Origin of the sequence: Amycolatopsis heterodermiae (assembly GCF_034929455.1) — a bacterium.
GTDB classification, from domain to species: domain Bacteria; phylum Actinomycetota; class Actinomycetes; order Mycobacteriales; family Pseudonocardiaceae; genus Amycolatopsis; species Amycolatopsis heterodermiae.
Genome location: NZ_JAYFSI010000014.1, coordinates 225774 through 246185, shown reverse-complemented (window position 1 = coordinate 246185; position 20412 = coordinate 225774). Strand labels below are relative to the sequence as shown.

25 protein-coding genes are annotated in these 20412 nt (G+C 72.4%); 10 read left to right on the top strand and 15 right to left on the bottom strand.

Annotated features, from left to right (window positions below; all coding sequences use genetic code 11):
• The first annotated feature begins 164 nt into the window (after positions 1–164).
• Entirely contained in the window at positions 165–653 is a 489-nt protein-coding gene (gene bldD, locus VA596_RS42195; protein WP_003096372.1) for a transcriptional regulator BldD, read from the top strand.
• Positions 654–744: 91 nt separating this feature from the next.
• Here bldD and nusB read toward each other — a convergent pair whose 3' ends face one another.
• The 3 genes from nusB to VA596_RS42180 are packed head-to-tail and all read right to left on the bottom strand — an operon-like array spanning position 745 to position 2884.
• Entirely contained in the window at positions 745–1200 is a 456-nt protein-coding gene (gene nusB, locus VA596_RS42190) for a transcription antitermination factor NusB (RefSeq protein ID WP_323335271.1), read from the bottom strand.
• Entirely contained in the window at positions 1200–1763 is a 564-nt protein-coding gene (gene efp, locus VA596_RS42185; RefSeq protein ID WP_323335269.1) for an elongation factor P, read from the bottom strand. Before efp ends, nusB begins: the two co-directional genes overlap by 1 nt.
• Before the next feature lie 44 nt (positions 1764–1807).
• A complete protein-coding gene (locus VA596_RS42180) occupies positions 1808–2884 on the bottom strand; it encodes a M24 family metallopeptidase (RefSeq protein ID WP_323335267.1) in 1077 nt (358 codons plus the stop codon).
• A gap of 120 nt (positions 2885–3004) precedes the next feature.
• Here VA596_RS42180 and VA596_RS42175 point away from each other — a divergent pair, with 120 nt between their 5' ends.
• The gene (locus VA596_RS42175; RefSeq protein ID WP_323335370.1) at positions 3005–3397 is read left to right on the top strand and encodes a B-4DMT family transporter; all 393 of its coding nucleotides are present in this window, start codon (positions 3005–3007) and stop codon (positions 3395–3397) included.
• Here the strand turns inward: VA596_RS42175 and VA596_RS42170 are convergent.
• From VA596_RS42170 to VA596_RS42125, 10 genes are all read right to left on the bottom strand, one after another.
• A complete protein-coding gene (locus tag VA596_RS42170) occupies positions 3367–4836 on the bottom strand; it encodes a beta-xylosidase (RefSeq protein ID WP_323335266.1) in 1470 nt (489 codons plus the stop codon). The two genes, VA596_RS42175 and VA596_RS42170, sit on opposite strands and share 31 nt — an antisense overlap.
• A gap of 189 nt (positions 4837–5025) precedes the next feature.
• The gene (locus VA596_RS42165) at positions 5026–5955 is read right to left on the bottom strand and encodes a GNAT family N-acetyltransferase (RefSeq protein WP_323335264.1); all 930 of its coding nucleotides are present in this window, start codon (positions 5953–5955) and stop codon (positions 5026–5028) included.
• On the bottom strand, positions 5952–6383 hold the full coding sequence (gene aroQ, locus VA596_RS42160) for a type II 3-dehydroquinate dehydratase (protein ID WP_247049129.1): 432 nt from the start codon (positions 6381–6383) through the stop codon (positions 5952–5954). Before aroQ ends, VA596_RS42165 begins: the two co-directional genes overlap by 4 nt.
• Positions 6380–7489, bottom strand: a complete 1110-nt coding sequence (gene aroB / locus VA596_RS42155) for a 3-dehydroquinate synthase (RefSeq protein WP_323335261.1) — start codon at positions 7487–7489, stop codon at positions 6380–6382. The genes aroQ and aroB overlap by 4 nt, the downstream gene beginning before the upstream one ends.
• 7 nt (positions 7490–7496) lie before the next feature.
• On the bottom strand, positions 7497–8021 hold the full coding sequence (locus VA596_RS42150) for a shikimate kinase (protein WP_323335259.1): 525 nt from the start codon (positions 8019–8021) through the stop codon (positions 7497–7499).
• Positions 8018–9205: a chorismate synthase gene (gene aroC, locus VA596_RS42145; protein WP_323335257.1), complete on the bottom strand. Its 1188-nt coding sequence runs from the start codon at positions 9203–9205 to the stop codon at positions 8018–8020. Before aroC ends, VA596_RS42150 begins: the two co-directional genes overlap by 4 nt.
• A gap of 322 nt (positions 9206–9527) precedes the next feature.
• Entirely contained in the window at positions 9528–10136 is a 609-nt protein-coding gene (locus VA596_RS42140) for a prepilin peptidase (protein WP_323335255.1), read from the bottom strand.
• 168 nt (positions 10137–10304) lie between these two features.
• A complete protein-coding gene (locus VA596_RS42135) occupies positions 10305–10964 on the bottom strand; it encodes an anti-sigma factor family protein (RefSeq protein WP_323335253.1) in 660 nt (219 codons plus the stop codon).
• Positions 10961–11473, bottom strand: a complete 513-nt coding sequence (locus VA596_RS42130) for a sigma-70 family RNA polymerase sigma factor (protein WP_323335252.1) — start codon at positions 11471–11473, stop codon at positions 10961–10963. The genes VA596_RS42135 and VA596_RS42130 overlap by 4 nt, the downstream gene beginning before the upstream one ends.
• 4 nt (positions 11474–11477) lie before the next feature.
• Complete coding sequence (locus tag VA596_RS42125) at positions 11478–11846, bottom strand: hypothetical protein (RefSeq protein WP_323335250.1); 369 nt, start codon at positions 11844–11846, stop codon at positions 11478–11480.
• A 113-nt stretch (positions 11847–11959) separates the two neighbouring features.
• On the opposite strand from VA596_RS42125, the gene VA596_RS42120 reads away from it, so the two are divergent.
• Positions 11960–12397 carry a QcrA and Rieske domain-containing protein gene (locus VA596_RS42120; protein WP_323335249.1) on the top strand — a complete coding sequence of 146 codons (438 nt, stop codon included), beginning with the start codon at positions 11960–11962 and terminating at the stop codon, positions 12395–12397.
• 77 nt (positions 12398–12474) lie between these two features.
• Here the strand turns inward: VA596_RS42120 and VA596_RS42115 are convergent, their stop codons facing one another.
• Together VA596_RS42115 and VA596_RS42110 are read right to left on the bottom strand one after the other, a co-directional pair.
• Positions 12475–12930 (bottom strand): PTS sugar transporter subunit IIA, encoded by a 456-nt coding sequence (locus VA596_RS42115; RefSeq protein ID WP_323335247.1) that lies wholly within the window; start codon positions 12928–12930, stop codon positions 12475–12477.
• On the bottom strand, positions 12927–13244 hold the full coding sequence (locus tag VA596_RS42110) for a PTS glucose/sucrose transporter subunit IIB (RefSeq protein WP_323335246.1): 318 nt from the start codon (positions 13242–13244) through the stop codon (positions 12927–12929). Before VA596_RS42110 ends, VA596_RS42115 begins: the two co-directional genes overlap by 4 nt.
• Before the next feature lie 165 nt (positions 13245–13409).
• Here VA596_RS42110 and VA596_RS42105 point away from each other — a divergent pair, with 165 nt between their 5' ends.
• The 7 genes from VA596_RS42105 to VA596_RS42075 all read left to right on the top strand — a co-directional run bounded on the left by VA596_RS42105 (position 13410) and on the right by VA596_RS42075 (position 20233).
• Positions 13410–14195: a GntR family transcriptional regulator gene (locus VA596_RS42105; RefSeq protein ID WP_247049119.1), complete on the top strand. Its 786-nt coding sequence runs from the start codon at positions 13410–13412 to the stop codon at positions 14193–14195.
• Positions 14195–15436 carry a PTS transporter subunit EIIC gene (locus VA596_RS42100; protein WP_323335244.1) on the top strand — a complete coding sequence of 414 codons (1242 nt, stop codon included), beginning with the start codon at positions 14195–14197 and terminating at the stop codon, positions 15434–15436. Before VA596_RS42105 ends, VA596_RS42100 begins: the two co-directional genes overlap by 1 nt.
• Positions 15437–15474: 38 nt before the next feature.
• Positions 15475–15741 (top strand): HPr family phosphocarrier protein, encoded by a 267-nt coding sequence (locus VA596_RS42095; protein WP_247049117.1) that lies wholly within the window; start codon positions 15475–15477, stop codon positions 15739–15741.
• 92 nt (positions 15742–15833) lie between these two features.
• Positions 15834–16649, top strand: coding sequence for a serine hydrolase domain-containing protein (locus VA596_RS42090; RefSeq protein ID WP_323335242.1), 816 nt, complete (start codon positions 15834–15836; stop codon positions 16647–16649).
• Entirely contained in the window at positions 16646–18133 is a 1488-nt protein-coding gene (locus VA596_RS42085) for an alpha/beta hydrolase (protein WP_323335241.1), read from the top strand. The genes VA596_RS42090 and VA596_RS42085 overlap by 4 nt, the downstream gene beginning before the upstream one ends.
• 37 nt (positions 18134–18170) lie before the next feature.
• Entirely contained in the window at positions 18171–18776 is a 606-nt protein-coding gene (locus VA596_RS42080) for a TetR/AcrR family transcriptional regulator (RefSeq protein ID WP_323335239.1), read from the top strand.
• A 68-nt stretch (positions 18777–18844) separates the two neighbouring features.
• Entirely contained in the window at positions 18845–20233 is a 1389-nt protein-coding gene (locus tag VA596_RS42075; RefSeq protein WP_323335237.1) for a DHA2 family efflux MFS transporter permease subunit, read from the top strand.
• The last annotated feature ends 179 nt before the right edge of the window (positions 20234–20412 follow it).

Genomic DNA, 20412 nt, shown 5'->3' with positions numbered 1-20412 from the left:
GGCACTTTGCTCAGCCTTACGGGTGGTGTGGCGTGATTCGCGGCAAGCTCGCGCTTGACCTGGTGACAACAATGCGTAACCATTACTCTGAGTATTCGACTCGAAGAGTCCCCTGGAGCCGGTCACCCCGACCGGGAAGGGGGTGGAGAACGGAGAACGACCAGATGGGCGATTACGCCAAGGCGCTCGGGGCCAAGCTCCGCGGGATCCGCCAGCAGCAGGGCCTGTCCCTGCACGGGGTCGAGCAGAAGTCCGGTGGGCGCTGGAAGGCCGTCGTCGTCGGCTCGTACGAGCGTGGCGACCGTGCCGTCACCGTGCAGAAGCTGGCCGAGCTGGCCGACTTCTACGGCGTGCCGGTGGTCGAGCTGCTGCCCGAGGGCCGAGTCCCCTCCGGTGCCGAGCCCGCCACCAAGATCGTGATCAACCTGGAGCGCCTGCAGCAGCTGCCGGCGGAGAAGGTGGGCCCGCTGGCCCGCTACGCCGCGACCATCCAGAGCCAGCGCGGCGACTACAACGGCAAGGTGCTCTCGATCCGGACCGAGGACCTGCGGTCCCTGGCGATCATCTACGACATGACGCCGGGCGAGCTGACCGAGCAGCTCATCGACTGGGGTGTCCTCCCGCCGGAGGCACGTCCGTCCAAGGAAGACTGATCCGCTCGTGTTGTGTTGCGCCGACGCAGTGAGCGTTCCCCGGTGGGGCACCGGAGACGCTCACTGACTCGTCGGGGGGCTCGCAGCAGACTCAGAGCACAGCGCGGAGGCGGTCGGCGATCGTGCCGATCCGGCCCAGCACGCCGTTGACGAACCGCGGCGAGTCGTCCGTGGACAGTTCCTTCGCCAGGCCCACGGCCTCGTCGATCGCGACCGGGTCCGGCACGTCCTCGGCCCAGAGCAGCTCGTAGACCCCGACCCGCAGCACCGCGAGGTCGACCTTCGGCATCCGCTCCAGGGTCCAGCCCTGCGCGTGCTCGGCCAGCAGCTCGTCGATCCGCGGCCGGCGGGTGGTGACCCCCTCGACCAGGCTGATCGTGTAGTCCCCGATCGGGTCGACCTCGGTCGCGCCGACGCGGTCGGCCAGCAGCGTCACCGGATCGGTGTCGCGCTGCGCGGCCTCGTAGAGCATCTCCACGGCCCGGCGGCGCGCCTGCCGGCGGCTGATCGCGCCGCCGCGGTTCGGGTGGGGCTTCGAAGTCGGCATCAGCTGGAGACGCGGCCCAGGTAACGGCCGTCACGGGTGTCGACCTTGATCTTCTCGCCGGTGGACAGGAAGAGCGGGACCTGGATCTCCGCGCCGGTCTCCAGCGTCGCCGGCTTGGTGCCGCCGGTGGAGCGGTCGCCCTGCAGGCCCGGGTCGGTGTGCTGGATGAGGATCTCGACCGAGGTCGGGAGCTCGACGTAGAGCGCCTCGTTCTCGTGCACCGCGACCTGGACCTCGGTGTTCTCCAGCATGTAGTTGGCGTTGTCGCCGACCACCGCGGCCAGCACCGTGATCTGGTCGTAGGTGTCGCCGTCCATGAACACGAAGTCCTGGCCGTCCTTGTACAGGTAGGTCATGTTCCGGCGGTCCACCGTGGCCGTCTCGACCTTCGTGCCCGCGTTGAACGTCTTGTCGACCACCTTGCCGGTGAGCACGTGCTTGAGCGTCGTGCGCACGAAGGCACCGCCCTTGCCCGGCTTCACGTGCTGGAACGCGGTGACGGTCCACAGCTGGCCCTCGAGGTTGAGGACGAGCCCGTTCTTCAGGTCGTTGGTCGTGGCCACGAGCTTGCAGTCTCCTGTGTCGATCTTCGGGTTCGCGGCCGCCGTCAGACGACCACGAGGTTCTTGGTGCTCAGGGTGAGGAGTTCGGGCTCCCCAGCCCGCACGACGAGCGTGTCCTCGATGCGCACGCCACCGCGCCCCGCGAGGTAGACGCCGGGCTCGACGGTGACCGCCATACCGGCGGACAGTGTACCGACGCCCGTGGCGGCGAGGCTGGGCGCCTCGTGGATCTGCAGGCCGACGCCGTGGCCGAGGCCGTGCGCGAACTCCTCGCCCCGCCCGGCCGCGGCGATCACCGAGCGGGCCGCGGCGTCCACATCGGACACTTCCACGCCCGGCGCGACGGCGTCGACCCCGGCCGCCTGCGCGGCGTGCACGAGGTCGTACACCTCCCGCTGCCAGTCCGCCGGCTCGCCGAGCACGAACGTGCGCGTCATGTCCGAGTGGTAGCCGTCGACGGTGGCGCCGAAGTCCAGCTTGACGAAGTCGCCGCGCTTCAGCTCGGCGTGCGTGGGCCGGTGGTGCGGGATGGCCGAGTGCGCGCCGGCGGCCACGATCGAGGCGAAGCTGGGCTCGGCCGAGCCGTGCTCCAGCATCCGGTGCTCCAGGTCGCGGGCCACCTCCAGCTCGGTCCGCCCGGGCCGCAGGCCGCCGGCGGCGACCAGGTCGTCCAGCGCGCGGTCGGCCGCGGCGCACGCCTGCCGCAGCGCCTCGATCTCGGCCTCGTCCTTGACCAGCCGCAGCTTCTCGATCAGCCCGGGGGTCCTCGTCAGCTCGACGTGCTTGCGGAGGTCTTCGTACTCCTCGACGCTCACGTGCTGGCTCTCGAAACCGACCTTCCAGTCCTTCGCGACCCGCTTGACGAGCGCGGCGGCGCTCGCCCGGTCGACGACCGTCTCGAGGTCGGGCACCTCGGCGGCGGACTGGGTGGTGTAGCGGCCGTCGGTGCAGAACAGGGTCTGCCCGTCCCCGCCCGCGTGCACCAGCACGGCGGCGTTCGAACCGGTGAACCCGGTCAGGTAGCGGATGTTCAGCAGGTCGGTGACCAGCAGCGCGTCGAGGCCCGCGTCGGTGAGCGAGTCCCGCAGCGCCGCGCGGCGGCGTCCATGGGTTTCAGGCACTTCCCCACCCTAGTGGCGCGGCGGCGAGACGTTCGTCGGATCCGCACGCTGACGAAGCGACTCGCCAGTAGGCAGCCTAGACTCCGCAGGATGAGTGCCTGGGTGTTGCGCGGACTCGGGATGGCGGTGCTGCACGGCGCGGCCATCACCCTCCTCGCCAAGTACGCCGTCTACCACCCCACCGACCAGACGCTGGTCGTGTCGCTCACGCTCGCCGTGCTCGTCGGCGCCGCCGCGCTGTGGAGCGCGCTGGACGCCTGGCGCGGGCTGCCCGACCGCGGGAAGGTCTGGTTCATCTCGGCGCTGGTCGCCGGGCCGGTCGCCGGGGTCCTCTACGTCATCGGGCGCGCCTTGTTCGTCGACCAGACCGGGGTCTCCGAGCTGGGCGGCGCGCTCACCGGCGGTGCCGCGTTCTCCGCGCTGCTGGTGCTGATCCCCGCCGGGCTGGGGCTGTTCGTCGGCGGGCGCGTCGGCGGCCGGGCTCAGCCGCCGAGCGAGGAACCCCGCGCGTAGCCGTCCCACTGCGCGGTCGTCAGCGCGTGCGGGGACGAGCCGTTGAGCGCCACGACGCCGTCGTCCGGCACCCGCCACAGGCGGCGGTCGTCGAGCACCAGCCCGAACCCGCGGCCCGGGGCCAGCACCGCTTCGGCGCCCAACCTCAGCCGCGCGACCACCGGCAGTGACGCCACCGCGGACGGGGCCTTCTCCAGCGTTTCGCCGGCCAGGGCCACGGCCACCGCGCGCCGATCGACCCGCACCCGCTTCCCGGCCCGGACCAGGTCCATCGTGCGTTCCGGCGACGGCATGGTGACGCCGTCGAAGGTCGCGGCGACCCGGGCGGCGGACCCGCAGGCCTGGCTGCCGCGCAGGTCGAGGCCGTAGTGGCGCAGGCCGGTCGGGGCGGCCGCCCCGCCGATCGCGGTGGCGCGCACGACGTCGAACGGCACCCGGTCGCACGGGTCGGCCGTCGAGAGCGGCGCGTGGCCGTCGGCGCGGCGCACCAGGCCCGGCCCTTCCTTCCACGGCCCGGGCACCACGACCGGCTGGAACGGGTGCTCGGCGAAGTCGGGCGTCCAGAACGTGAGCGTGGTCCCGCCGTCGGTCTCGTGCGCGATGACCCACGCGTCGAGCGCGCCGGCCCACATCAGGTCCGCGCTGAAGCCGTCGACGACCGACCGCTGGCGCGGCGCGGCCGTCGAGGCGACCGGGACGAACCCGCCGACGTCGAGGGCCTGCACCCCGGACGCGAAGGCGGGGTCCGGCGAGCGGAGCACGAACTGCCCGGCGCCGTTCTCGCCGGCGGCGCGGCCGGTGGTGTCGGTGAACATCAGGTAGAACCAGCCGTCGAGGTAGACCGCCGAGGGCTGGCCGGCGCCGTAGACGTTGGCGCGGTGGAGGTCGTGCGACGGCCCGAGGATCGGCTTCCCGCCCGCCGCGCGGGTCCAGTGCACGCCGTCGCCGCTGGTCGCGAGCCCGATCGCGTTGCCGAGCGCGTGATCGCCGGCGGCACCGGTGTAGTACAGGTAGTAGGTCGAGCCGACGCGCAGCACCGACGGGTCGCAGGTGTGCATGCCGTCGAAGTTCCCGGGCGCGCCGGAGAAGACCGCCGCCGGGATCCCGCCGCCGGGCGCGGCGAACGGGCCGTCGATGGACTGCGCCTGGGCGTAGAGGACGTCGTCCCCGGCCGGCCCGGCGCCGCCGTACTGGCTGCACCACCACATCCGGGTGAGCCCGTGGTCGAGCATCACGGTCGGGCCGTAGTTGTAGACGGCGTCCGCCCCGCCCGCGGCGATCACACCGCCACTCTGCCGGGGGTCACTCGAAGCGAGCTTGACATCGCTGGGCCGGGGCGGCGCGGTGGTCTTGCCCCCCGCGATGGCGGGCTTGTCGCCCGCGGCTTGCGGCTGGGCGTAACCCTCGGTACAGCCCGCGAGCAGAAGCCCGGCCAGCACGCCGGCGAGGAGGGCACGAGCGGGTCGCCGACCCCCACGACGAAACGGGCTCACGACACCGGAGTGTAGCGAGATGAGACTCGATCAGGTGACGCAGCTCCCTGTCGGCGGTCACTCGATCTTGGACGTCTGGACCAGGTGATCAGCGCTCCTGGGCCGCACGACCGGCCCGTCGCAGCTAGCGCCCGGTCACGACCCGGTGGTGGGGCCGGCCGGCGCCGGTCCTTCGAGGGCCACCAGCTCGACCTCGAAACCGGCGTCGTTCTCGAGGTAGGCCGCGTAGTGGGCGTCGCCGCCCGCGTGGGGGTACATGTCCGCGAACAGCGGCTGCCAGCCGTGGTCGGCGGCGCGGGTGGCCAGGTCGTCGACGTGGGCGCGGGTGTCCACGTGCAGGGCCAGGTGGTTCAGCCCCGGCCGGGTGCGCTCGTGGCCGGCCGCGCTCATCGCCGGAGAGGCCTCGACGACCAGGTAGGTGGCGCCTAGCCGCCAGCTGACGCCGTCCGGCCAGCGCTGGAACTCGCGCCAGCCCAGTTCACCGAGCAGCCAGCCCCAGCTGCGCTCGGCCTCGGCCAGGTCGGGCACCCACAGCTCGATGTGGTGCGGCCGCCCGTGCGTGGCCGGCAGGGCGACCAGCACGCGGTGCAGGTCGCCGTAGTGGATGCCGCTGCCGACGTCGAGGAAACCCAGGCGTCCGGCCACTTTCCGGCTCGCCGCGTTGTTCTCGTGCACCAGCGCCCAGACCGCGGGCAGGCCGAGCCCGTCGAGCCCGTGGTCCAGCACCGCGCGGGCGGCCTCGGACGCGAGGCCCTGCCCGGCGTGCGCGGCACCGACGTAGTAGCCCAGCTCGGGCACCCCGCCCGGCAGCTCGGACGACGGGCGCAGGTGCGCGACGCCGATCACCTCGCCGTCGCGCTCGATCACCCAGTGGCCCTGCCCGGCCGGGCCGCGGTAGGCCAGCCGCCGGTCCACCATCCCGCTGGCGGCCGCAGGATCGGAGAAGTCCGCGGCGAAGAAGCGGCTCATCTCCGGGTCCGAGAACACCTTCACGACGCTCTCGCGATCGGCCTCGACCAGCTGCCGCAGCTTCAGCCGCGCCGTGGTCAGCGTCGGCAGGCTCATGCCGGGTGCGCGGCGAGCCAGCGCAGGGCCAGCGGGTAGCCGTCGACGCCGAGGCCCGCGATCACCGCGGTCGCGATGTCCGACAGCACGCTGTGGTGCCGGAACTCCTCGCGCTTGTGCACGTTCGAGATGTGCAGCTCGATCAGCGGCGCTGACAGCTGCGCCGCCGCGTCGCGGACCGCGATCGAATAGTGCGTCCAGGCGCCGGCGTTGAGCACCACCGGGTTGCCGCCGTCGGCGGCTTCGTGCAGCCAGCCGACCAGCTCGCCCTCGTGGTCGGTCTGCCGGACCTCGACCTCGATGCCCAGCTCCTCGCCGGCTTTCACGCACAGCGCGGCGAGGTCGTCGTGGGTGGTCGAGCCGTAGACCGACGGCTCGCGCTTGCCGAGCCGGCCGAGGTTGGGGCCGTTGAACACGAACGCCTTCACAGCAGCACACTCCCGCCGTTCTTCGGGGCGTCGGCGGCGATCGCCGAGTACGCGGCCGCGAGCAGCGACGGGTCCGGGCCCTCGAGCCGGCCGGGCTTGCCGAGGCCGTCGAGGACGACGAACCGCAGCACTCCCGAGCGGGTCTTCTTGTCGCCCTTCATGGTTTCCAGCAGCTGGGACAGCGCGTCGGCGTCGTAGGTCGTCGGCAGCCCGAGCAGCTTCAGCACGGAGGCGTGCCGCTCGGCCGTGGCGTCGTCGAGCCGCCCGGCCAGGCGCGCCAGCTCGGCGGCGAACACCAGGCCGACGCTCACCGCGGCGCCGTGGCGCCACCGGTACCGCTCGCGGCGCTCGATGGCGTGGCCGAGGGTGTGGCCGTAGTTGAGGATCTCGCGCAGGTCGGACTCGCGCAGGTCGGCGGCCACGACGTCGGCCTTGACCTTGATCGACCGCTGGACCAGCTCGGCCAGCACGTCACCGGTCGCGTCGAGCGCGGCGGCGGGGTCGGCCTCGATCAGCTCGAGGATCCGCGGGTCGGCGATGAAGCCGGTCTTGACGACCTCGGCCATGCCGGCGACCAGCTCGTTGGGCGGCAGCGTCTCCAGTGTCGTCAGGTCGACGAAGACCGCGCTCGGCTCGTGGAACACCCCGACGAGGTTCTTGCCGGCCTCGGTGTTGATGCCGGTCTTGCCGCCGACCGCGGCGTCGACCATGCCCAGCAGCGTGGTCGGCACGTTGACCAGCCGGACCCCCCGCATCCAGGTGCCCGCGACGAACCCGGCGAGGTCGGTGACCGCGCCGCCGCCGAGGCCGACGACGACCCCGCGCCGGTCCAGCCCCATCCGTCCGAGCACCTCCCAGCAGAAGCCGGCGACGGTGAGCGCCTTGCCGTCCTCGGCGTCCGGGATCTCGACGCGGTGGGCGTCGAGGCCCGCCGCGGCCAGCTCCTCGCGGATGGCCTCGGCGGTGGTGGTCAGCGTGGGCGGGTGGATCAGCGCGATCTTGGAGGCGTCGGCCAGCTGCGCGGTGAGCTCGCCGAGCAGGCCACGCCCGATGACGACGTCGTAGGGGCGGGCGGTGGCGACGGTGATGCGCACCGGTTCGGGCACGGGTGACTCACTCCTTGGCTTCGGCGGGGACGACGAGCCCCTTGACGAGGTCGGCGACGATCTCGGCGGGCGCCCGGTCGTCGGTGACGACCTCGACGGTGGCCACCTCGCGGTAGACCGGCACGCGTTCGTCGAGCAGTTTCTTGAACGTGGCGCGGGGGTTCACCCCGGCCAGCAGCGGCCGCGCGCTCGACAGCCCGGTGCGCTGCACCCCGGCGGCGAGGCCGACGTTGAGGAACACGACGGTGTGCGCGGCCAGCCGGGCGCGGGTGCCGGGGGTGAGCGGCGCGCCGCCGCCGAGCGAGAGCACGCCGTCGTGCTCCGCCAGCGCGGTGGCGACCGCTTCCTCTTCCAGCGCACGGAAAGCGGGCTCGCCGTCGTCGGCGAAGATGTCGGAGATGCTGCGCCCGGTGCGGGCGACGATGTCGGCGTCGCTGTCCCGAAAGACCAGGCCGAGCGCCTCCGCCAGCAGCGGCCCGACGGTGCTCTTGCCCGAGCCCGGAGGGCCGACGATGACCGCGCGAGGACTCACCAGCGCTCCTCGAGGGCCTTCAGGTACGCCTCGGCGTTGCGCTTGCTCTCGACCAGCGAGTCGCCGCCGAACTTCTCCAGCGCGGCGTCGGCGAGGATCAGCGCCACCACCGACTCCAGCACGACCCCGGCACGCGGCACCGCGCAGACGTCGGAGCGCTGGTGGATGGCGACCGCGGGCTCACCCGTCCGGACGTCCACTGTGGACAGTGCTTTGGGGACGGTCGAGATCGGCTTCATCGCGACGCGCACCCGCAGCGGCTCACCGTTGGTGATGCCGCCCTCCAGCCCGCCCGCGCGGTTGGACCGGCGGGTGACGCCGACCGGGCCGGAGCCGCGGTCGATCTCGTCGTGCGCCTGGCTGCCCCAGCGGCGGGCGGTGGTGAAGCCGTCGCCGACCTCGACGCCCTTCATCGCCTGGACGCCCATCAGCGCGCCGGCCAGCCGCGCGTCGAGGCGGCGGTCCCAGTGGACGTGCGAGCCGAGGCCCGGCGGCAGGCCGTAGGCGATGACCTCGATCACGCCGCCGACGGTGTCACCCGCCTTCCGCACGGCGTCGACCTCGGCGACCATCGCGTCGGTGCCTTCCTTGCTGAAGGCGCGCACCGGGCTCTCGTCGATGGCGGGCAGGTCCTCCGGCTTGGGCAGGTCCCCCTCGGGGGCGTCCGCGCCGCCGATCGAGACGACGTGGCTGAGGATTTCGACGCCGAGCAGCTGCCGCAGGTAGTTCCGCGCGACGGTGCCCAGCGCGGTCCGCGAAGCGGTCTCCCGCGCGCTGGCCCGCTCCAGGACCGGGCGGGCCTCGTCGAAGCCGTACTTCTGCATGCCGGGCAGGTCGGCGTGGCCCGGCCGCGGCCGGGTGAGCGGTTCGTTGCGGGCGAGGCCCTCGAGGATCTCCGGGTCGACCGGGTCGGCCGCCATGACCTGTTCCCACTTGGGCCATTCGGCGTTTTCGATCTGCACGGCGACCGGGCCGCCCTGGGTGAGCCCGTGGCGGACGCCGCCGAGGAAGGCGATGTGGTCGGTCTCGAACCCCATCCGCGGGCTGCGCCCGAACCCGAGCCGGCGGCGGGCCAGCTGCCCGGTGACGTCGGCAGTGGTGACCTCCACCCCGGCGGGCATCCCTTCGAGCACGGCGGCCAGCGCGGGTCCGTGCGATTCACCTGCGGTGATCCAGCGCAACATGTCGTCAATCCTGTCACGGGCGCCGAGGGGCCCGGGGAAGTGCCCCGCCCGCCTGGGATAGGGCTGGGATGGGGAGGAACGCAGACCGCCGGACGGCGGATGGTGGGTGCGGCTGAGGGGCTGCTGGGGGTCGGTTGAGCGAGATCCGACAGGCTGCGGTGAGCACCTTCGCCAGAGACCACCGAAGCAGGTGCGAAGCGGCCAGCTCCGCCCAGCCAGGCCACAGCGAGCGGCTGCGCCGAAAGGGTTGCCATCGTGGGCCGAGCAGGGCGTGAGTCACCTCCATTGGGAAGCCGCCGCCGCGAGGGGTGGCTGCGGAACCTCACAACGCCAGTGGGAACAGCGCGCACAGCCATGCCGCGGCCAAGAGGGCCGGTCCGTGGGGAACGCGTTCCCTCCGGCGGACTGCCGCCATGGCGAGGGTGAGCAGCGCGGCCGAGCACGTCGCCAAGAGCAGGGCCGGCCAGCCTGCCGCGCCCAGGATCGCGCCCAGGCTGCCCGACAGCTTCACGTCTCCCGCGCCGAGGCTGGCCGGGGCGAAGTGGTGGACCGCCGCGTGGGCGCCGCCGAAGAGGAGGGCGGCCGCCAGCGCCCGGAGGGCCAGGGACGGGCCGCCGCCGCCCAGGGCTGCCGCGCCGATTGCGGCTCCGAAAAGCGGGTACGCCGGCAGGGTCAGGACGTCGGGGAGGCGGAGGTGGCGGAGGTCCGCAAGGGCCAGGGGTACTGCGACGACCGTCAGCAGCGCGGGTACCGGCAGCCACCAGCCCGGCCAGCCGCCGGTCAGCCAGCGGACGGTGACGGCTGTGGCGCCGAGGGCGGTCAAGCCCGCCGCGAGAGCCGACGGGATCGGCGCGGACGCGCGTCGCAGCGCCCAGGCCGCCGCGGGCACGGTCGCTGCCGCGACGAGGAGGAGGAGGAGGAGGAAGATCACCTCAACAGCCTGCTGCGACTGGTCTGACCAGGGCAAATGCCGAGCGTCACGAACGGTCCGTTCGCGACGCTTCAGCGCCGGTTTCACTCCTGTGGGTGACAGCCAGGCAACCGGCACAAAGGGAAAGCGGCCCGTCCGGGACCCCCTGCGTCCCGGACGGGCCACAGCTCACAAACTCAGCCGCAGCAACGCCCGCCCGCTGCCGCCGCGGACCTCCAGCGCGGCCATCTGCGGGGTCTTCAGCGCCGTGCCCACCACGATCCGGGCCGTGTTGTCCGGCAGGGCCTTCCAGGTCGCCAGCTCCGTCTCCTTGCCGTCACGGCCGATCGCCACCAGGACGTACTCGCCGCCGCTGCGGCCGCCCGTGTAGCTGCACGACATGTCGACTTCGGTGCCCCACTCGTGGTTGCCGAGGCGCGCGTCGGCGCGGACCGGGAACTCGCCCAGGGCCGTCAACGCGAGCGGTTGCGGGCCGGCGGGAACGGCACCGGGCGCTGGCAACGACGCCACCACGCCGAGCGCGATGCACGCCGCCACCGCCACCGCGGCCGACACGGACGTCACCATGGTGCGGATACGGCGTCCTCGTCGCACCCGCTTCAGCACCGACGACAGCAGGTCCGGCGGTGGCGGACCGGCGTCCACGACCGCGCTGACCTGCGGTGGGCCGCTCTGGGCCAGCAGGCCCGGCAGGCCGGCCAGCTCGCGCACCGCGGCCGCGCAGCGCTCGCAGCCGCGCAGGTGCTGCTCGAAGCGCGCCCGGTCCTCGGGGGACAGCGCCCCCAGCACGTACGCGGCGTCGAACGTCGCGAACGGGTCCTCGCTCACTGGGTCACCCCCCTCTCCTCCAGCACCAGGCGGAGCGCGCGCAGCGCGTAGTGCGTGCGCGACTTGACCGTCCCTTCGGCCACTCCCAGCGCCACCGCGGCGTCCGCTACGGAATAGCCCTGGAAGTAACACAGCACCAGCACCTCGCGGTGCCGTTCCGACAGCTCCGCGAGCGCTTCGGCGACCAGCCAGCCCTGCACCGCGCGGTCCGTGCCGTCCGCGACGGCCCGCTCCGGCGGCTGGTCGGTCATCACCTCGGAGCGTGCCGACGCCGAGCGCCAGCCGTCGATCGCGATCCGCCGCGCGACCGTGAACAGCCACGCCCGCGCCGACCCCTGCGACTGGTCCAGCACCGTCGTCGACCGCCAGGCCCGCAGCAGCGTCTCCTGGACGACGTCCTCGGCGCGGATCCGGTCGCCGGAGGTCAGGTGGAGCGCGTACGACCACAGCGCGGCCGCGTGCTCCTCGTGCAGCGCGCGCATCAGCGCGTCTTCCGCGACTTCTCCCACCGGGTCAGACCGCGACGCGCCGCCGGTCCTTCACGAACATCAGCGCGAGGCCGCCGACGATGCAGACCGCCTCGGTGATCACGCCCCAGTACTCCGGCTGGCTGTTGAACTGGTCGTGGTTGCCGGCGAAGCCGACCGTCGCGGCCAGCACGTACGCACCGAGCGTCAGCACCCCGAACCCGACCGCGCCCAGCGCCGGCAGCCAGTGCCGCCAGGCCAGGACGGCGATCGCGAGCACCAGGCCGCCGATCGCGTCCAGCAGGAACAACGGGCCGACGATGCCCGGGTAGTCGTCCGTCCACAACAAGTAGTGCACACCCGCCGAACCCAGCAGCGCCGCCGCCACGACGATCCGCAGAACCCAACCCACCATGATCGTTCCTCCGCTCCACACCCACTCAGGTACATACACGGAGCAGGGACCCTTCCGGTTCACCCGGCCCAGTGGGAATTGAACCGATCCGATGTCGATCTCGTTTAATGGGCATGACTGCCGAACTGCACTCCCGCCGCACCGTCCTCACCACCGGTGCCACCGTCGCCGGCGTCGCCGTGGGCACCGTGGCTCTCGCCGCCTGCGGATCCTCGGACGACTCGAAATCGGGCACCGCCCAGGCCCCCATCGCCGCGGGCACCCCGCTCGTGGCGCTCGACGAGGTCCCGGTCGGCCAGGCCAAGGCGGCCAAGGCGCCGGACGGCTCCGACGTGATCGTGTCCCGCACCTCCGACTCGGCCGTCGCCGCGTTCAGCGCGATCTGCACGCACCAGGGCTGCACCGTCGCGCCGAAGGGCGCCGACCTGGTGTGCCCGTGCCACGGCTCGGTGTTCAACGCCCTCACCGGCGAGGTCAAGCAGGGGCCGGCGAACAAGCCGCTGCCCTCGGTCCAGGTGAAGGTCGAGAACGGGAAGGTCGTCACCGGCTGACGGGCCGGGAGACAGCGAAGGGCCCTTGTGGACGGTGATCGTCCACAAGGGCCCTTCGTCTGTGTGACAAAAGCGACTCAGGCGTCCCAGGCGAACAGCCGCTCGCCCGCCGTGACGTCGCGGCCGCCGTCCAAACCGGACAGCACCTCCGCACCGGCGTCGAGGGCGACGACGGGCACGATCGCCGAGTAGCCCGCCGCGGTCACCGCCTCCGGGTCCCAGCTGACGATCGGCTGGCCGGCCCGCACCTGCTCGTCCTTGACGACGTGCAGCGTGAAGCCCTCACCCTTCTCCTTCACCGTGTCGATCCCCAGGTGCACGAGCACGGCCTGGCCGTCGTCGGTCTGGACGACGAAGGCGTGCGGGTGCAGCGTCTTGATCGTGCCGTCGACCGGCGCGACCGCGTCCGCCCGGCCGCCCGAGGGCTGCACGGCGATGCCCGGCCCCACCATGGCCTCCGCGAACACCGGGTCCGGGACCTCGGTGATCGGCACCACGCGCCCGGCGACCGGGCTGAGGATCTCCAGGCTCACAGCAGGTCCTCGATGTCGCTGGCGATCGTGTCCGCCTCCGGCCCGACGATCACCTGCAGCGCGGTGCTCCCCATCTTGACGACGCCCATGGCGCCGGCCTTCTTCAGTGCCGCCTCGTCGACGAGGCCCATGTCCTCGACCTCGCACCGCAGCCGTGTGATGCAGCCCTCGACCTCGGTGAGATTGTCCGCGCCGCCGAGTGCCGCGAGGATCTTTTCCGGCCTGTCATCCGCCATCGCGGTCTCCTTGTTCACTGTTTGTTCCCAACCTGACGCGAACCGCGTGTCCACCTGTACTACGCCGTTCGTCGGCATGCACGCCGCCGCGGGCCACGAACGGATAACGGTGGGTTGACACCCGTCCGCGCGGCGGAGCATCCTGCCCCATCAGATCATTGGTCTAGACCGGAACGTACCAATGTTCCGGACCGGACGCGAGCACCGGTCCCCCGGGACCGAGAAACGAGGAGGGTGACGCCGATGAGCGCGGCCGCGCACGTCCCGCCACCCGACCGGGTCGTCAACGGGCCCACGCCCAAGCACGCCCAGCTGCGGGAAATCCTCCGCCGCACGGTGGAGCGCGAGCTCCCGCCGGGTGCGCCGATCCCGTCGGAACGCGAGCTGGCGCAGCGCTACGGCGTGTCGCGGCTCACGGTCCGGTCGGCGATCGGCAAGCTGGTCGAGGAGGGCCTGCTCGCCCGGGTCCGCGGCAAAGGCACCTTCACCGCGGCCCGGCGGATGGAGCTCCAGCTCTACCTGATGTCGTTCACCGACGACATGCGGCGGCGGGGGCTGACCCCGACGACCGAGGTGGTCTCCGCGGCCACCGAGGTCCCACCCACCGCCTCCGCGCACGCCCTCGGCCTGGCCGAGGGCTCCACCGCACACCACCTCGTGCGGCTGCGCCACGCCGACGGCGTACCCCTCGCCGTCGAACGTGGCTGGTACCACGCGGGCCGGGCTCCCGGCCTGCTCGAGCTCGACCTTACCCAGTCGCTCTACGCGCAGCTGGCCGAGACGTACGACGTGCGTCCCGACCAGGCGTGGCAGACGGTCTGGGCCGAAGGAGCGGACCGCGAGACGGCCCGGCTGCTCGGCATGCGCGCCGGCAGTCCCCTGCTCGTGTTCCGCCGGGTCTCCAGCGCCAACGGCGACCCGATCGAAGACATCACGTCCTGGTACCGGGGAGATCACTACCAGGTGACCATGCAGTTGGACCGGAACACCCCGGAATCCGGTACCCCACCCCACTATGGAGGTTCCTGATGAGCTCCACCACCGCGGAAGGGGCGACGAAGCGCAGCGGCAGCGGTCTTGCCGGGCTTCAGCGCTTCGGCCGCAGCCTCATGCTCCCCATCGCCACGCTGCCGGCCGCCGGCCTGCTGCTGCGTCTCGGCCAGGACGACCTCCTGGGCAAGGACGGCCTCGGCTGGGACAAGGTCGCGGCCGTCCTCGGCGCCGCGGGCGGTTCGCTGTTCAACTGGCTGCCGCTGCTCTTCGCGGTGGGCATCGCGGTCGGCTTCGCCCGCAAGGGTGACGGCTCCACCGGTGTCGCCGCGGTCGTGGGCTTCTTCGTCTTCACCAGCGTCATCCAGGTGTTCGCCCCGCTGAAGGACCTGCCCGGCTACAAGCCGAACGGCGGCTTCGAGCTGGCGCCCATCAAGTGGCCCTACAGCGTGCTCGCGGGCGTCGTCGTCGGCTTGGTCGCGGCCGTGCTGTGGCAGCGCTACCACCGCATCAAGCTGCCCGCCTACCTGGCGTTCTTCGGCGGCCGCCGGTTCGTCCCGATCATCACCGCCTTCGCGCTGCTGATCCTCGGCGTGATCTTCGGCCTGCTCTTCAAGTACGTGAACACCGGCATCGAGAACGTCGGCGACGCGGTCACCGGCGCCCCGGTCGTCGGTGGCGGCATCTACGGCCTGCTCAACCGCCTGCTGATCCCGGTCGGCCTGCACCAGCTGATCAACGTGCCGGTCTGGTTCATCTTCAAGGGCGGCGACATCACGAACTTCTTCAACGGCGACCCGAACGCCGGTGCCTTCACCACGGGCTTCTTCCCGATCTTCATGTTCGCGCTGCCCGCGGCGGCGCTGGCGATCTGGCAGACCGCCCGCCCGGCGCAGAAGAAGGTCGTCGGCGGTGTGATGATCGCGGCCGCGCTGACCTCGTTCATCACCGGTGTCACCGAGCCGATCGAGTTCTCGTTCATGTTCGTCGCGTGGCCGCTCTACATCTTCCACGCGGTGATGACCGGCCTTTCGCTGGCGATCGCCAACCTGCTGAACGTGCACCTGAGCTTCTCGTTCTCCGCCGGCGCGATCGACTTCGCGCTCAACTCGAGCTCGAAGGCGGCCCACAACACCTGGATCCTCCTCGTGATGGGCGTGGTGTACGCGGCGATCTACTACGTGGTGTTCCGCTTCGCGATCACCAAGTGGAACCTGAAGACGCCGGGCCGCGAGGACGACTCGATCGAGTCGGACCTCGAGTCGACCGCCGCGAAGTAACATCGCAACCGACGTAAACCCCTAGGGAGAGGACGAACATGCCGGAGAAACGCGTCGCCGTCGCGAGCAAGGTGGGCCTGCACGCCAGGCCGGCCGCGCTGGTGGCGAAGGCGGCCGCGGCGCAGCCCGTCGCGGTGCAGATCGCCAAGGCCGGGGGAACCCCGGTGGCCGCCGGCAGCGTGCTCAACCTGATGACCCTCGCCGCCGGGTACGGCGACGAGGTCGTCATCAGCGCCGAGGGCGAGGGCGCCGAGGAGGCCGTGGAAGCGGTCGCCCAGCTGGTCGCCACCGACCTCGACGCCTGAGAAACACCCTGCAGTAGTACCCCGCGAAGGCCTCCGCACCGGTCCCCCGACACCGGTGCGGGGGCCTTCGCGGCGTTTCGTAGGGTGGACGCATGGAGAGCGTGCGCCTGATCGACGAGTGGCCGGTGGACACCGCCGCGACGGCCGTGGTGAAAGCGGACGGGACCGTGCCGGGCCGCCACGGCGACACCACGCGGAAGTTCCGGCTGGCCTCGGTCAGCAAGCCGTTGACCGCCTACGCGGCGCTGATCGCGATCGAAGAGGGCGTCGTCGAGCTCGACACCCCGGCCGGGCCCGAGGGCTCGACCGTGCGGCACCTGCTCGCCCACACCTCCGGGCTCGCCTTCGACGCGCACAAGGCGATGGCCGCGCCGGGCACCCGGCGGCTCTACTCCAACGCCGGGTTCGAGCAGCTGGCCGACACCCTGGCCGAGCACTCCGGCATCCCCTTCGCCCAGTACCAGGCCGAGGCCCTGTTCGGGCCGCTCGGCATGACCGGCAGCAGCCTCGACGGCTCGCCCGCGTCCGGCGCGGTGTCCACTGTGGACGACCTGGCCGCGTTCGCCGCCGAGCTGCAGGCGCCGAAGCTGCTCGACCCGGCCACCGTCACCGAGGCCACGAACGTCGTCTTCCCCGGGCTTTCCGGTGTGCTGCCCGGGTTCGGCCACCAGAAGCCCAACGACTGGGGCCTGGGTTTCGAGATCCGCGACCACAAGAGCCCGCACTGGACCGGCGCGAACAGCTCGCCCCGGACGTTCGGGCACTTCGGGCAGTCGGGCACGTTCCTCTGGGTCGACCCGGACGCCGGCGCGGCCTGTGTCGCGCTGACCGACCGCGCCTTCGGGCCGTGGGCCGCCGAGGTCTGGCCGCGCTACACCGACGCCGTGCTGGTGGACCTGGGCGCGTGAAACGGCTCCTCCTCGCGTCCCTGCTCCTGCTCGCCGCCTGCAGCGCCCCCGAAGCCGCACCCGCCCCGTCCGCGACGTCACAGCCGACGACCGCCGAGGCACCCCCGGCGCTGGGCACGAACGGCGCCGCGGTGCCCGTGCTGCACTGGACGCCGTGCCACGGCGGGTTCCAGTGCGCGCCCGCGTCCGTGCCGCTGAGCTACCGCGAGCCGAAGGGCCCGGCGATCACGCTCTCGGTGATCCGGCTCCCGGCCAAAGACCCCGGACGCCGGATCGGCTCGCTGTTCTTCAACTTCGGCGGCCCGGGCACCGACGGCGTGGGCGAGCTGACGCGGTTCGCCGCGCGCTACCCCGACGAGCTGCGCGCCCGGTTCGACCTGGTGAGCTTCGACCCGCGCGGGATCGGCGGGTCGGCGCCGATCAGCTGCCCGGGCGCCGATCACCCGCCGGCTGTCCCGTCGCCGATGCGGCAGCCGGACGTCTTCTTCGCGGCGAGCGCGGCGCCCGGGAAGGCGTGCGCGGCCGGTTCCGGCGACCTCCTGTCCCACCTCTCGACGGCGAACGTGGCGCGGGACATGGATTTGCTGCGCCAGGCCGTCGGGGACCAGACGCTGAACTTCTACGGCTACTCCTACGGCACCTACCTCGGTGGCACGTACGCGAACCTGTTCCCGGACAAGGTCCGCGCGATGACCCTCGACGGCACGCTCGACCTGGTCGCGAACGCCACCGGTAAACCGGGGCAGGAGAAGCAGCCGGTCGACGTCAGGGCCGACGTCGCCGCCGCGCAGCAGCAGGAGCTGGACCAGTTCTTCACGGTCTGCGCCGCGGCCGGGCCGAAGTGCGCGTTCTCCGGCGGTGACCTCAAGGCGAAGTTCGCCGGGGTGTTCGCCCGCGCCTCGCGCGGCGCGGGCGTGTCCTCCCTGATGCGGACGATCGACAGCGCGTTGTACCAGTCCGGCCGGTGGAAGAGCCTCGCGTCGACCCTGTCCGCGCTGCCGGCGGATCCCGGAGCCGCTTCGCCGGTGCTGGACCCGTACGTGCCGACGCACTCCCCCGGTTTCCTGGCGGTCCAGTGCGTCGACAGCGACAACCCGCCGGCCGCGGCCGATTACACCGCGCTCGCGGCGAGCGAAAGCAAGCGGCAGCCGTACTTCGGGCTCGGCGCGGTGTTCTCGATGGCGCAGTGCGTCGGCTGGCCCGCCCGCGACGCCGACCGCTACACCGGCCCGTGGAACCGGGCGCGCAAGAACCCCGTGCTGGTGCTGAACAACCGCTTCGACCCGGCGACCCCGCTGCACAACGCCCAAGCGACGGCGAAGGAACTGGGTGACGGCCGGGTCCTGGTGGTCGACGGCTACGGCCACACGTCCCTGGACGTCCACAGCGCCTGCGCGACGGCGGCGGTGGTCCGGTACCTGACCGATCTCGCCGTCCCGGCGGAGGGCACGACCTGTGCCCCGGACACGGTGCCGTTCCCCTGACTTGACGCGGGCCCGACCTGAAGTAAATACTTACTGCATGTCCGACAGCCGTGCTCTCCTGCTCGCCGCCGCCGCGGAGCAGTTCGCCAAGCACGGGCCGCGCGGCACCCGCGTGCAGGACATCGTCAAGGCCGCCGGGGTCAACGAACGGATGATCTACCACCACTTCGGCAACAAGGACGGCCTGTACGCGGCGGCGCTCGCCGCCCAGCAGGACGGCCTGATGGCGGCCTGGCAGCCGGTGCTCGACGAGGCCGTCACCCTCGACCCCTACCCCGGCATGCGCATGGCGCTGCGGGCGTTCGCGCAGAACCTGATGGCGCGCCCGCTGCTGGTCGCGCTGTGGATGCACGAGTCGCTCGGCGGCTGGAACACCTTGCCCCCACCCGACTCCGACACCCCCATCAAGGAACTGCGCGCCCTCTACGAACGCGGACAGGCCGAAGGCGTGTTCCGCGCCGACTGCCCGTTCCTCGTCGCGCACGCGACGGCCACCAGCGCCGTGGTCGGCCTCGTCGTGTTCGAGGGCCGCGGCCGCGCGTTCGTCGACCGGGCCTTCGGCGCCGACCCGGGGCCCGACGGCGTCCTCGACCTGATCGTCGGCCAGCTCCTCGACGGCATGTCCGGCCCTGCCACGTCCTGAGAACCCGCTCGGCCCGCCTCTGGTTTCTTCGTGTCCGTATTGCAGTAAATGTTTACTGGGAGGAATCGATGACCACCACCTCGCCCCGCCCGCGGCTCTCGCCCGGGCTCGTCCGGATGGCCGTGCCCGTCCTGCTGATCACCCTCGCCGTCCAGCTCGACGCCACCATGACGGCGGTCGCGCTGAAGGCGCTGCTGGGCGAGTTCGGCAGCACGCTGAGCGCGATCCAGTGGGTCGGCACGGCCTACCTGCTGGCCTTCTGCGTCGCGATCCCGGCCACCGGCTGGGCCGCCGACCGGTTCGGCGCCAAGGCCGTCTGGCTGAGTGCGATCGGGCTGTTCCTCGCCGGGTCGGTCGCCTGCGGCGCGGCCTGGTCGGCGGGCGCCCTGATCGCTTTCCGGGCCGCGCAAGGGCTCGGCGGCGGGATGCTGATCCCGCTGAGCCAGGCGATGCTGGTGCAGCGCGCCCGGCCCGAGGAGCTCGGCAGGCTGATGGGCCTGGTCGCGCTGCCGTCGCTGCTGGGGCCGGTGTTCGGCCCGCTCGTCGGCGGCCTGCTCGTGGACGGCGCGTCGTGGCGCTGGATCTTCTACGTCAACGTGCCGATCTGCGTCGCGGCGTTCGCACTGTCCCTGCGGTTCGTGCCGGACGGCACCCGCCGTCCGGGCGGCGCCCCGCTGGACGTCCTGGGCGTGGCGCTCCTCTCCCCCGGCCTCGCCCTGTTCGCGTACGGGCTCTCGCGGGCCGGTGACCACGGGAGCTTCACCGCGCCGGCGGTGCTGTGGCCGGCCGCGCTCGGCGTCGTGCTGCTGGCGGCGTTCGCCGGGCACGCGCTGACGACCCGCCGCGAGCCGATCCTCGACCTGCGGCTGCTGCGGTCCCGGCCGTTCGCGGCGTCGGCGGGGACGCTGCTGGTGGCCGGGATGCTGCTGCTCGGGACGGGCCTGCTGATGCCGCTGTACTACCAGCAGACCCGCGGTTTCGGCGCGGCCCACGCGGGGCTGCTGGCCGGGCCGTCGGGGCTGGGCATGGCGCTGGCGCTGATCCTGGCGGGCCGCCTGCTGGACCGGCTCGCGCCGCGGACGATCGTGGCCGGCGGGCTGGTGCTGTGCGCGGCCGGCGCGCTGGCCCTGACCGGGCTGACGGCGTCGTCAAACCTGGTCTGGGTGAGCGCGGCGCTGCTGGTCAGCGGGCTGGGTGCGGGCGCGGTCCTGGTGCCGGCGATGAGCACGGCGTACCAGGACCTGGATCCGGCGCAGGCCCCGCGCGCGACGTCGGCGATCCGGACGTTCATGCAGCTGGGCGGCCCGTTCGGGCTGGCGCTGTTCGCCGTGCTGCTGCAGGCGAACCTGGCCGCCGATCCGGCGGGCGGCTACGGCACGACGTTCTGGCTCGCCCTGGTCATCACGGCCGTGTGCGTGGTCCCGGCCGCGTTCCTGCCGCGGCGGCGTCGTGACTGAGAAACCGTGTTAGAACACTGTTTCTCACTCACGACCAACTTGCACCGCGCGTTCAGCCGGATGGCCGCGCGGGGCAGGGTCTTTGGACCCTGCCCCGCGCGTCGGCCGGGTGATGTGATCTAAAGGTGCGGGCCCGCCGCCGGGCCGGTGCGGGGACCTCGGGCCCCGGCGGGCCGCAC

What these genes read in the sequence shown, in the direction of transcription:
- VA596_RS42165 (WP_323335264.1), bottom strand. Translation starts at nt 5,955, where the DNA reads ATGAGCCTGCCGACGCTGACCACGGCGCGGCTGAAGCTGCGGCAGCTG.
- VA596_RS42125 (WP_323335250.1), bottom strand. Translation starts at nt 11,846, where the DNA reads ATGGTGGGTTGGGTTCTGCGGATCGTCGTGGCGGCGGCGCTGCTGGGT.
- VA596_RS42095 (WP_247049117.1), top strand. Translation starts at nt 15,475, where the DNA reads ATGCCGGAGAAACGCGTCGCCGTCGCGAGCAAGGTGGGCCTGCACGCC.
- VA596_RS42100 (WP_323335244.1), top strand. Translation starts at nt 14,195, where the DNA reads ATGAGCTCCACCACCGCGGAAGGGGCGACGAAGCGCAGCGGCAGCGGT.
- VA596_RS42075 (WP_323335237.1), top strand. Translation starts at nt 18,845, where the DNA reads ATGACCACCACCTCGCCCCGCCCGCGGCTCTCGCCCGGGCTCGTCCGG.
- VA596_RS42175 (WP_323335370.1), top strand. Translation starts at nt 3,005, where the DNA reads ATGGCGGTGCTGCACGGCGCGGCCATCACCCTCCTCGCCAAGTACGCC.
- VA596_RS42090 (WP_323335242.1), top strand. Translation starts at nt 15,834, where the DNA reads ATGGAGAGCGTGCGCCTGATCGACGAGTGGCCGGTGGACACCGCCGCG.
- VA596_RS42105 (WP_247049119.1), top strand. Translation starts at nt 13,410, where the DNA reads ATGAGCGCGGCCGCGCACGTCCCGCCACCCGACCGGGTCGTCAACGGG.
- VA596_RS42110 (WP_323335246.1), bottom strand. Translation starts at nt 13,244, where the DNA reads ATGCCGACGAACGGCGTAGTACAGGTGGACACGCGGTTCGCGTCAGGT.
- bldD (WP_003096372.1), top strand. Translation starts at nt 165, where the DNA reads ATGGGCGATTACGCCAAGGCGCTCGGGGCCAAGCTCCGCGGGATCCGC.
- aroC (WP_323335257.1), bottom strand. Translation starts at nt 9,205, where the DNA reads ATGTTGCGCTGGATCACCGCAGGTGAATCGCACGGACCCGCGCTGGCC.
- VA596_RS42120 (WP_323335249.1), top strand. Translation starts at nt 11,960, where the DNA reads ATGACTGCCGAACTGCACTCCCGCCGCACCGTCCTCACCACCGGTGCC.
- nusB (WP_323335271.1), bottom strand. Translation starts at nt 1,200, where the DNA reads ATGCCGACTTCGAAGCCCCACCCGAACCGCGGCGGCGCGATCAGCCGC.
- VA596_RS42080 (WP_323335239.1), top strand. Translation starts at nt 18,171, where the DNA reads ATGTCCGACAGCCGTGCTCTCCTGCTCGCCGCCGCCGCGGAGCAGTTC.